The 11,121-nt window shown below is 61.0% G+C and carries 9 protein-coding genes; 1 reads left to right on the forward strand and 8 read right to left on the reverse strand.

Annotated features, from left to right (window positions below):
• Window positions 1-348: 348 nt before the first annotated feature.
• Complete coding sequence (metG, locus tag ACUVTU_RS12515; RefSeq protein WP_445890302.1) at window positions 349-1,917, reverse strand: methionine--tRNA ligase; 1,569 nt, start codon at window positions 1,915-1,917, stop codon at window positions 349-351.
• A 263-nt stretch (window positions 1,918-2,180) separates the two neighbouring features.
• Here metG and ACUVTU_RS12520 point away from each other — a divergent pair, with 263 nt between their 5' ends.
• A complete protein-coding gene (locus ACUVTU_RS12520; RefSeq protein ID WP_445890294.1) occupies window positions 2,181-2,435 on the forward strand; it encodes an AbrB/MazE/SpoVT family DNA-binding domain-containing protein in 255 nt (84 codons plus the stop codon).
• A 151-nt stretch (window positions 2,436-2,586) separates the two neighbouring features.
• Here the strand turns inward: ACUVTU_RS12520 and ACUVTU_RS12525 are convergent, their stop codons facing one another.
• From ACUVTU_RS12525 to ACUVTU_RS12555, 7 genes are all read right to left on the reverse strand, one after another.
• Window positions 2,587-6,156 (reverse strand): S8 family serine peptidase, encoded by a 3,570-nt coding sequence (locus ACUVTU_RS12525; RefSeq protein WP_445890295.1) that lies wholly within the window; start codon window positions 6,154-6,156, stop codon window positions 2,587-2,589.
• A 165-nt stretch (window positions 6,157-6,321) separates the two neighbouring features.
• Entirely contained in the window at window positions 6,322-7,386 is a 1,065-nt protein-coding gene (gene rsmI / locus ACUVTU_RS12530; RefSeq protein WP_445890296.1) for a 16S rRNA (cytidine(1402)-2'-O)-methyltransferase, read from the reverse strand.
• Window positions 7,387-7,452: 66 nt separating this feature from the next.
• Window positions 7,453-7,788, reverse strand: coding sequence for an initiation control protein YabA (locus ACUVTU_RS12535; RefSeq protein WP_445890297.1), 336 nt, complete (start codon window positions 7,786-7,788; stop codon window positions 7,453-7,455).
• Window positions 7,709-8,605, reverse strand: a complete 897-nt coding sequence (locus ACUVTU_RS12540; RefSeq protein ID WP_445890298.1) for a PSP1 domain-containing protein — start codon at window positions 8,603-8,605, stop codon at window positions 7,709-7,711. Before ACUVTU_RS12540 ends, ACUVTU_RS12535 begins: the two co-directional genes overlap by 80 nt.
• Window positions 8,574-9,707 (reverse strand): DNA polymerase III subunit delta', encoded by a 1,134-nt coding sequence (gene holB, locus ACUVTU_RS12545; RefSeq protein WP_445890299.1) that lies wholly within the window; start codon window positions 9,705-9,707, stop codon window positions 8,574-8,576. The genes ACUVTU_RS12540 and holB overlap by 32 nt, the downstream gene beginning before the upstream one ends.
• A 69-nt stretch (window positions 9,708-9,776) precedes the next feature.
• Window positions 9,777-10,397, reverse strand: a complete 621-nt coding sequence (gene tmk, locus ACUVTU_RS12550) for a dTMP kinase (RefSeq protein WP_445890300.1) — start codon at window positions 10,395-10,397, stop codon at window positions 9,777-9,779.
• A gap of 436 nt (window positions 10,398-10,833) precedes the next feature.
• Window positions 10,834-11,121 (reverse strand): Orn/Lys/Arg family decarboxylase (locus tag ACUVTU_RS12555; RefSeq protein WP_445890301.1); only part of this gene is annotated, 288 nt, incomplete at its 5' end.

Below are 11,121 nucleotides of genomic sequence, written 5' to 3' on the forward strand. Positions count from 1 at the left end.
GTGGACATGAGCATGGTCTCCAGTGCTTGATTTATATTTTGGGTTTTGATATATATACAAAATATCCTTGTGCGACTGTTATCCCCGCTCGCTCCGGGCTCCGCATCGACGGCACTACGGCGCGGCGGCGGGCCGCACCGGCGCGGCGCTCGTATGCGGCATGATCCCCATGGCCTTTCTATGTCTGGTTTTGAGCACCTCAGTAACGCTATCAGCTGTGGCACCACTTTAGCCTCGCCACTTCGCGCCGCGGGTGCGGCAAACCTTGCCGCACCTGTGCCGTTACCGATGCTCCGCCAGTCGCTCGCTCAGGATAAACAGTCGCAGCCTGACTATCATACTTTAATGTTACCTGTTTTCTACACCCAGTGCCGCCGCGGCGTCTATGCGCGGGAAGATGGCCGGGCCGCGTCTTACCCGGATGCCGGGCGGCAGCTGGCCCCAGGTGAGCGACGGCCAGGTGTGCAGGTCGGGCCGGTCGGCCAGGCCCATCAGGTCCCACACTTTGGCCGGCAGGCCGGGCAGGAATGGCCCGCACAGGATGGTGATAAAACGTAAGGCTTCAGCCAGGTTGTACAGCACGGTGCCCAGCCGCTCCCGGCGGGCCGGGTCTTTGGCCAGGGCCCAGGGGGCGGTTTCATCCACATACTTGTTGGCCCGGGAGACCAGTTTCCACAATGTGCTCACCGCCGCGGTCAGTTCCCGCCGCTCCATCAGGGCATCCACCTGCAGGGGGGTGTCCTTGGCCAGGGCGATCAGCTCTTCGTCCGGTCCTTCCAGGGCCCCCGGAGCCAGCACTTCGCCGGCGAAGTACTTGTCCAGCATGCCCATGGTGCGGCTGATCAGGTTGCCCAGGTCGTTGGCCAGGTCCTGGTTGATGCGATTTATCAGTGCTTCTTCCGAGTACAGGCCGTCGGCGCCGAAGGGGATCTCGCGCAGCAGGTAGTAGCGGATGGCGTCGCTGCCGTACTTCTCCACCAGCTGCAGGGGATCCACCACATTGCCCTTGGATTTGCTCATTTTGCCGCTGTCCAGCAGCACCCAGCCGTGTCCCACAATCTGGCGGGGCAGGGGCAGGCCGGCGGCCATGAGGATGATCGGCCAGATCACGGCATGGAAACGGACGATGTCCTTGCCCACCAGGTGCACGTCGGCCGGCCAGAATTTCTGGTACAGGCTGTCGTCCGGGCTGCCGTAGCCCAGGGCCGAGACGTAGTTGGTCAGGGCGTCCACCCAGACGTAGATCACATGCTTTGCATCAAAGGGCACCGGGATGCCCCAGTTAAAGGTGGTGCGGGAAACGCACAGATCCTCCAGCCCGCTTTTGATGAAGCTGGTCATCTCATTGCGCCGGGAGGCCGGCTGGATGAAGTCGGGGTGCTCCTCGATGTACTGCAGCAGGCGGTCGGCGTATTTGGACAGGCGGAAGAAGTAGCTCTCCTCCTCCAGGAGCTCCACCGGCCGGCCGCAGTCCGGACACTTGCCGTCCTCCAGGCGGCTTTCGGTCCAGAAGGTCTCGCAGGGCGTACAGTACCAGCCCTGGTAGCTGGCCTTGTAAATGTCTCCGTTGTCGTAAAGGCACTGAAAAATGCGCTGCACCACCTGCTTGTGCCGCTCCTGGGTGGTGCGGATGAAGTCGTTGTAGCTGATGTCCAGCTTTTCCCACAGCTGCTGGAAGGTGGCCACAATGGCGTCCACATATTCCAGGGGCGTCTTTTCATGAGCCCGGGCGGTACGTTCAATCTTCTGTCCGTGCTCGTCCGAGCCGGTCAAAAACCACACATCGTAACCTTTCAGGCGGTAAAACCGGGCCAGGCTGTCGGCAGCCACGGTGGAATAGGCATGCCCGATGTGCAGCCGATCGCTGGGGTAATAAATGGGCGTGGTGATGTAAAATTTGTTTTTTGCCAATGCCATCATACTTCCTTTTGCTCTTGATTTTAGCCTTTTTTGCCAGAAATATTGTAAACTTTGCCGGCAAAGCTTGTCAAGCCGGGGGCCTTTGGCCCTTCAGCTTTCACCACCGGCCCGGCCTTCTCGCCAATTAATACCTTGTCCATACAATTATATCCAAAAATTTTCGGACAACCTGTTGACTTTTACTGGTACCTTTGGTACCATTTACTTGTATACATTTAATTGATTGTGTAGATAAATGTCGAAATGGAGGAGGGGTTGAGATGAAATCGACCGGTATTGTGCGGAAGGTAGACGAGCTGGGCCGGGTGGTTATCCCCATTGAACTGCGGCGCACTCTGGGCATCGACGAAAAGGACGCGCTGGAAATCTATGTGGATAACGAAAAAATTATCCTGAAAAAATATGAACCCGCCTGTGTTTTCTGCGGCAACGCCTCGGACGTGATCCACTACCGGGGCAAGCTGGTTTGCCGGGAGTGCGCCCTGGCCATGTTCCAGAACACCCAGGCCATGTAATGTTGAGACTGCCTGGAGGGCATAAAGAACTTTTTTTGCATTACAAATGTATTACATATATTGCATTGCACCTGTTTCCCGCCGGAATCGTGCGGTATTACGGGGTCATAAAAAGGGAGGTCTACCACCTCCCTTTTTCATGTTTTTTATTTTAGTTTGCAGGAAAGACCCTCAACAGCCGCAACAGGGGACCCCGCATGTAAATATTTGGATCATTTTGCCAGTAACCTGTAACCACCACTTTACGGCCTGCATTTTGCTGCAAGAAAGACTGCAATACCCTGTTTGCCGCCTCGGGTATCAACACATACTTTGCCTCATCCACCACCAGTTCCCAGTGGGGCTTTTCCAGCTCAACCCACTGCAGAGTGCCAGAAAGAGTAACAGTTTCCTCAAACAGGCCCAGAGCCTCGGCCAGGCGCAGCAGGGCTACCGCGGCCTGAGCACGCGTCACCAACTCGGCCGGGGCAAATTTGTTCCCGGGCAGGCCATGCATCAAACCTCCCATGTAAACCGCCCCCACCGCACCGCGGGCCCAGTTGGGAACACTATTGCTATCGGCAAAGGGCAGCCCGGATGGGGCCTGCGGAAAACCGGCCAGCCTTTGCAGCAACACTGCCAGTTCCTGTCTCGTAATGCCGGCATCGGGCCGGAAACTGCCGTCCGGATAACCCGTACAATAACCGGCTTTTACAGCCGCCCCCACCGCACCGGAGAACCAGTCCTCCGGTCGGACATCTTTGAACTGTACCTCTCCGGCAGCCACCGGAGACAGACCCATAAGCCTTTCAAGCAAAACAACCATTTCCGCCCGTGTCACCGGCCGCTCGGGCGCAAACAAACCGGGGGCCACCCCTTCCACTACGCCGCGGGCGGCCAGCAAGCGCACCGCTTTTTCCGCCCATTGTCCCACCGTATCGTTAAAGTTTAATTCTTTTACAAACACCGCATACCGGGAAAAAGATTTGAGCTCCACCACCACAGCACTGTTCTGCCGGTCATAGCGCCCACCTACGGGCAACCAAACGCCATTCTCACTCAACCTGTAAACCAGGCAGGCACGCCAATCCTCTCCCGGCAATTCCCTGGACATAATTTTAAAGGAAACCCGCACCGGTTTGGCCAGCGGCTGGCTACTTTCCAGCTCAAAAACCGGACTCACGGCCTTACAACCGGCCGGTGTGGCAATTGTTCCAGCCACCTGCTGCACTGTTACAACGGTGCCCCGGGGCATTGCTCCCTCCGGAATAAACATTACCAATTTCCCATCCAGCAGAGACTCCTGCTGCGCGGCACCATTGCTCTGCACTTGCACGGCATTTGATGCGATAACTTCCTGGGAGATAGTTGCTGCACCCCCACCGCTACTGCTGCCGCCACCGGAAACAATAGCATCCTCTGTGCGGAAAGAAAAACTGCAAACCCCATTGGCCTGGCCGGCAAAATCTATTACCGCCCCCTGGGCCAGCTTAATTTCATAACGGCCACCTTTTGTCAGTGCAAGGTTGTTGAAGGCAACAATCCTGCCCGTATCATCCAGGCTTACCGTCCAGCCATTTACCGGTACACTGTTGCGATATACTGTTATCTGCCTATCATCCAATTTACTGATTAGCTTATTGCTGCGGATAGTAACTGCCGTAGTAGTGGAAACATCCACCGCTTGATCTGCCGGCTGCGGCGTGAGTAACAGGTTTTCAGCTTTAGCGGCTTCTAACAGTGCCGCCGCATTCAGCGTGCCGCCGCTTCTCACCTTGCCGGCCAGAGAACCCAAAGGCCGCACTGTATCCGCCAGCATAGCAATAGCCCGGTCCGGTTGCGCATCCAGAACAGAGAAAAGCAACCCGGCCGCCGCACTCACCAAAGGTGTGGCCATGGAAGTGCCATCCCAGCTGGCATAGGGGCTATCCTCCTGCCACCAGGGCCAGGACAAGGCATTTAGCACCACGCGGGCACCCTGGCGCGGCCGCAGCACATCGGTAAAATACGTGCCATCCAGCACACTCCAGGATTCCCCTGTGTATGGCCATCCCACACCCGACACAGCGCTTACCGCCTCACCTGGCCCACACTCCCGCACAAAATCAGCTTTTAAATAATTCAGGTAAAAGTTACTGTGCTCAATTAACAAACCCGCATCACGACCACAGAGCAACAGCCTGCCTCCTGAATCCAGATAATACTGCAGGCTTGCCAGATCGTTATCTGTAAGGTTGGGTACGGGAGGTAAACCTTGCCCTTCCCTTTCCGCACTACCCAGAGAATGCCCGGTCAGCCAGAGCACCGCGCTGTACACCTCACTGTTCACACCGGGCCCATCCTGACCCTGCGGCACCGAGTAAAGCTCATAAACATACCCCGCTGTAGAGAGGGCGTTTAAGTAGGGAATTTCGGCTGAAAAACCCAGCTCTTCGCCCCCCGGACCCTGGTCATCATCCACCACCAGAATGGGCTTCTGCTGCGTTTGCTGCGGAGTGAGCTGCCAAAAACCGTAAACCGCCCCAATCACACTCTTATACACCGCACCGTCCACACTTGTCCCAGAGGATGGGTCATTCAAATCCTCGGCCCCCAAACCCCAGTACATCGCTTTATAAGAACCATCCACAGCCAGGGCCAGGCCGGCACCACTGTATTCCGGCACAGTACTCCAGATATCCTGCCCCGGTGCTGCCATGAGCACCGAACTGGGCCCGAAATTGGAAAACTCCGCCAGTTGGCCCTGCCCATTCAAAGCAGCCACACTGACCACATTGGCCAGTGCTGGATAAAGCTTTCCTCCATAAGTGTTATTCACGCAAAAACCGGCCGGAAAGCTGGGGGTTTGGTCATTATTGTCACCCAGACCATCTTCGCCCCCGTTACCAGCAGCCACCACAAATAAAACACCGGGATGCGCTTTTATCGTCTGGTACAGCGTGAGGTCAAACTCATTAGTTACCAGGCTCAAGTTGATAATCCTCGCCCCGTGCTGAACAGCGTATTCAATACCGCTCACGATGGATTCAGTGGTTCCCACACCCCTGTCGTCCATTACTTTCACGGCCATAATGCGCACACCCGGGGCCAGTCCGGCACCCCCCCTGCCATTATTCAGCGCTGCCGCAATAATCCCCGCCACATGTGTGCCGTGACCATTTACATCCATGGGATCGTCATCTGGCAGCGGTGCGTCGGCATCGGCACCGATAACATCATATCCTATGCCTGTCCACAAGCTGTCCCGCAGATCTTCATGAGTGTAATCCACCCCTGTATCCAGGATCGCCACAATGACATTGTCTTTCCCCCTGGTGGTTGCCCAGGCCTGTGTGGCGCCAACACCGAAATCATCGTCCAGCAGAGCCCATTGCCTTTCCAGGAGCGGATCCACTTGCCCCCCGCTTGTATCACAAAGCCGGTAAATATAGTTGGGTTGCACCCACTCCACAGCCGGATCCCGCTGCAGAACCGACACAGCCTGCAGCACGTCCAGCCCCGTATTCATCAGCACTGCTCCCCCGAACAGCGCCTTCTCTTCTTTCAAGCCGGATAGGCGCTTTGCCGTCAAGGCCCTTGTGTCTGGCGCCATACCATTTTTAAATCTAACAATAACCTGGCCTTGTACCCAACCATCCTGCGCACCGGAACCCGTATCCAGTTCCTGCCCGGCAGCAGTCCCCAGCATAAGCAGCAAAAGCACACTGGTTAAAAAAACCACTAGCAATTGGCGCTGCAGCATTGCCAAACCTCCCCAGGCAATCATGTAATTTTATGCTTAATTAGTTGGTTTCGAAAGTAAACAAAAAGAATCCTCCAGTATTCGACCAAAAGCGATTATAATTAAAAATTCCCCAAAGAAAAAGGATCGCAACAAAAAGCGGTCCCTCAGTTTTCATTCCGTCATCTATTCTTCCCCGCTCAACCTGGCCGCCAGCCGGTAGAGCTGGCGGCGGGACAGACCCAGCCGGCGGGCGGCTTCGGCTGCCGCATCGCGCCGGGAAAGCCCTCCGGCAATAAGCTCCCGCAGCAGGGTGCGGACCGGGTCGGGAGGAGCCAGAGCCTCCCCTTCCACCGGGGCCAGAACCGGTCCCCCACTTGCCGATGGCGCTGCCGGCACCTGTGCCGTACCAGATGGCGCCGGGTCTTCCGCCAGTCCCCAGGCCGGTAGCAGTGGCGCATCCGGCAGCGTGCCGGCCCCCTGCCGTCCCGAGTCAAGACCAGCATGTACCCGGTGATCCAGCGCACGCCGCCCCTCCTCCGGCGCCCCTTCCACCACCAGGGTGAACTCGCCCTTGAGCGGCCGGCCGCTGAAGTACTCCACCGCCCCGGACAGGGTGCCCCGCCAGATCTCCTCGTGCAGCTTGGTCAGCTCCCGGGCCACGCAGATGCGCCGGTCGCCCAGCACGGCCAGCATATCGGCCAGGGTTTTGTCCACCCGGTGCACCGCTTCGTAAAAGACCAGGGTGCGCCGCTCCCCGGCCAGATCGGCCAGCGCCCGCCGCCGCTCGGCCGCCCGGGCGGGCAAAAAGCCCTCGAAGCAGAAGCGCTCCGCCGGCAGGCCCGACACCACCAGGGCAGCTATGGCCGCCGTAGCCCCGGGCACGGGCACCACCTTTAGCCCGGCCTCAACCGCCAGAGCCACCAGTTCGCTGCCCGGGTCGGAAATACCGGGCATGCCGGCATCGGTGACCAGGGCGATGCTGCGTCCCTCCTGCAGTTGCCGCACCAGCTGCGGCCCTTTGCTCTTCCAGTTGTGCTCGTGGAAACTGGTCAAAGGCACATGGATGTCGTAGTGGGCCAGCAGCTGGCGGGTGCGCCGGGTGTCCTCGGCGGCCACCAGATCCACCCCGCGCAGCACTTCCAGGGCGCGCAGGGTGATGTCGCCCAGATTGCCAATGGGCGTAGCGCACAGGTAGAGCGTGCCGCTGACCGGTGCGGCTGTATCCGCCTTGGGTTTGCCAGTCACCATGACCATACCTCTTTACGCTAAAATGGCTATTTCCGTGCAGGTTTCCCTGCCGTAAAGCAGCAATAATTATTTTTCCTGACCGCCGAAGTCCGGCGACTGACGACTGCTGCCCCGCAGCAGGGCCAGGCAAAACAGGCATTCCTGCTCGCGCAGGCTACCAAAGGCGGCATGGCAGACATGAAACCCCTGCCGGTACAGCGTGCCCAGCTGGCCGCCGGCCGGGGCCCGCGTCCCGGCCGCCCCGCCGGTCCCTTCCCGGGTCAGGGCGGCCAGGGCTTCTTTCAGCCGCCCGTTTTCTTCCTCCAAAAGCTGGGCGTAGCGCTTAATCCTGGAGAAGTCCTGCAAGATCTCCTGCATCCGCATCTCGGTCTGCCGCAGCAGCAGGCCCAGGGGCTGTGTCATCTTCCTTGACCCCTCCCTTGGGAGCGATCTGCTCCCGGGTATATTCCTGCACCACCCTGGTTTCCTTCAGTTCCACTGAAACCGTATTGCGAAAAATATTGATCCCGGTCACCCGGCCCTCGCCCTGGGGCGTGATCACCCGGCTGCCCACCTCGGGGAAATTGGCCCGGGCCTGCTCGTAGACCTCATTTTCATATTTCAGGCAGCACATCAACCGGCCGCAGATGCCCGAAATCTTGCCCGGGTTGAGGGAAAGGTTCTGATCCTTGGCCATGCGGATGGACACCGACTCAAAGTCAGCCAGCCAGGTGGCGCAGCACAGCTCACGGCCACAGCAGCCCAGCCCGCCCAGCATCTTGGCCTCGTCCCGCACGCCAATCTGGCGCAGCTCGATGCGGGTGCGGAAGACAGCTGCCAGATCCTTGACCAGTTCGCGAAAGTCAATGCGCCCGTCGGCGGTGAAATAAAAAATGATCTTGTTGCCGTCAAAAGTCTGCTCCACACCCACCAGCTTCATGGGCAGGCCGTGGGCGGCGATTTTCTCCAGCGCGATCTGGTAGGCCTGCTCCTCTTTTTCCCGGTTCAGTTCCAGCTGCTGCCGGTCTTCGGCCGTGGCCCGGCGCAGCACCGCCTTGAGCGGCGCCACGATTTCCTCCTCGGGCACCTGGCGCGGCCCCACCACCACCTCGCCGTACTCCACCCCCCGGGCGGTCTCCACAATCACCCCGTCCCCCGCGGCCAGCTCCAGCCCGCCCGGGTCGAAATAATATATCTTGCCCGCTTTTTTAAAGCGCACTCCCACTACCTGTTGTTCCAACCGGATCACTCCCACATAATATTACCAGATCGATCAGCTCGGCCAGATAGGCCTCCAGGGCCAGGCGGATGTTGGCCCCGCCGGCGATGGCTGCACCCAGGCGGCGGGTGCGCTGCAGGGCCTGTTCCAGCAAAAGGGGCGGCCAGCACCGCCCGGCCCGCTCCAGATGGGTGCGGTGCTCTGGAGCGGTGAGCAGCAGGTCCTCCCGTCCGGTCTGCTGCCAGACCAGGGCATCCCGCCAGAGCAGACCCAGGGCTTCGGCCACTTCCCCCCAGTAAGCCCGGTCCTCGCCAGGCGGCGGCAGGGCCAGGGCGGCGGCCATATCGCCCTGCTGCACAATCTGCCAGAGGTTTAAAGCCACCGGCCAGCACCCGGCCCCGCCCTGCTCCCAAAGCTCCCGGGCCCGCCCCAAACTGCCGCCGCTGCGCAGGGCCACGGCGGCCAGCTCGCCCCGGGGCCGGCCGGTAATGGCGGCCAGCGCTTCCTCCAGCTCGGCGGGCGGCAGGGGGGCCAGGGCAAAATGCTGGCAGCGGGAACGCACGGTGGGCAGCACCAGGCGGGGGTTCTCGCTGATCAGAATGAACACCACGTCCGGCGGCGGGTCTTCCAGGGTTTTTAAAAGCGAATTGGCCGCCTCCCGGGTCATCTTCTCGGCCTGCTCCAGCACCACCACCCGGTGGCGGGCCAGGCGCGGGCCGTCCTGCACCTCGAGCTGCAGCTGGCGCAGCTGCTCAATTTTGATACTGGCCCCCCGGGGGGTTACGGTCAGCCAGTCGGGATGCTGGCCTGCCGCGGCATGGCGGCAGTGGTCACAAAAGCCGCAGGCGTCGCCCTGCTGCGGCTGGCGGCAGAGCAGGGCGGCGGCCAGGGCCCGGGCCAGGGTTTTTTTGCCCACCCCGGGCGGGCCGGTGAGCAGATAGGCATGGGCTACGCGCTCCTGCTGCAGGGCACCGCGCAGGGCCTGCAACACGGTGCGGTGGCCGTATACTGCTTTTAGCTGCGGAACCGGGCCACGTGCTTTCCCCGGCCCCCCGGCAGCCAGGCCGGTATCACCGGGCTGGCTTACGGATTTCCTGGTTTCTTTTTTAGTTTTACGGGCCATTATTTTCATCCTCTTGGCGCTTGCGGGCCATCTTTTTTATCCCCATGTCTATTGCTTACTGCAACGGCGTTATTCAGCTACCTCCCGCAGTTCTTTGCTCACTTCATTGTAGATACGCTGGTGCAGTTCTTCCACCGGCAGGGTGGCATCCAACACCACGAACTGTTCCGGCCGGCGGGCGGCCAGCTCCAGGTAGCCCTGGCGCACGGCGGCCAGAAAGCTCTCCCCCTGCCGCTCCAGCCGGTCCCGCTGCGGCCCCAGGCGCTCCAGGGCCCGGGCCGGCGTGATGTCCAGCAAAAACTGGCGGCGGGGCGCCAGGCTGCCGCTGGCCAGATAGGCGGCTTTTTCCAGCACGTCCAGGGGCAGGTGCCGCCCGTAACCCTGGTAGGCCAGGGTGGAGGCGGTGAAGCGGTCGGCCAGCACTACCTGTCCCCCGGCCAGGGCGGGCAGGATTTGTTCGCCGGCCAGCTGGGCCCGGGCGGCCAGAAAAAGGAAGAGTTCGGCGGCCGGGGTAATGGAGCGATCCGGGCTTTCCAGCAGCAGGCGGCGCAGCTGTTCGCCCAGGGGGGTGCCGCCCGGTTCGCGCACCGCCAGCACGCGGTGGCCGTCTTGTTCCAGGGCCCGGGCCAGCAGGCGGCACTGGGTGGTTTTGCCGGCGCCGTCGATGCCTTCGAAGACGAAGAAGCTCATTTTTGTTCCCTCGCGGTGTTGCTAACTTGTCTATTGCGGATACGCATCCCGGCCTCGCCTTACTGCCGTGTACCGGCGGGTGCGCATCCCGGTCCCGCCTTTTAGGCCGAATGCCGACGGGTGCGCATCCCGGGCTCGCCCGAACTGCGCACCGGGCAGCACCGGCGGCTCGGCCGCGGGCGGGCCGGGCCGCCCCGGATTCGACGTCCTGTCTCAACCGGGGCTGGCGCGGACGTCCTGTCCGCGCCTCCCGGCCCGCTGCCGCAACCTCGCCGGGTGCTGCAACCGGTGCTCCGGACGGGCTCGCCCGGGATGGGCGCACCCGCATGTGCACACGAACGTCAGCCCGGAGAGGCGCGGCAGTTGTCCGAAGCGAGCGCGGACACTGCCGCGCCGGACACTGTCTGCCGGCGCAGTGCGGCAGTTATCTGCAGCACTAACTGTTCACTACCACCCGCACGGTGCGGGCGGTGGGGTCGGAGAGGCCGTGTATGTTTATGCCGCAGCACTGCGCCCAGAGCATGGTTTCCACCACGGCCGGGGTAATTTCCTCCCCCGGGATGATGAGGGGAATGCCCGGCGGGTACAGGGCGGCGTATTCGGTGCAAATTTTGCCCACCGCTTCGGCCCAGGGTACAATTTGGGAAGCCGCCTGCCAGGCCCGGCGGGGTGTGAGCACCGGGCGGGGCAGGTGCCGGGCCAGCTGCTGCAGGAGCTCCCCGGG

The sequence above is a fragment of the Desulfurispora sp. genome (assembly GCF_052744395.1).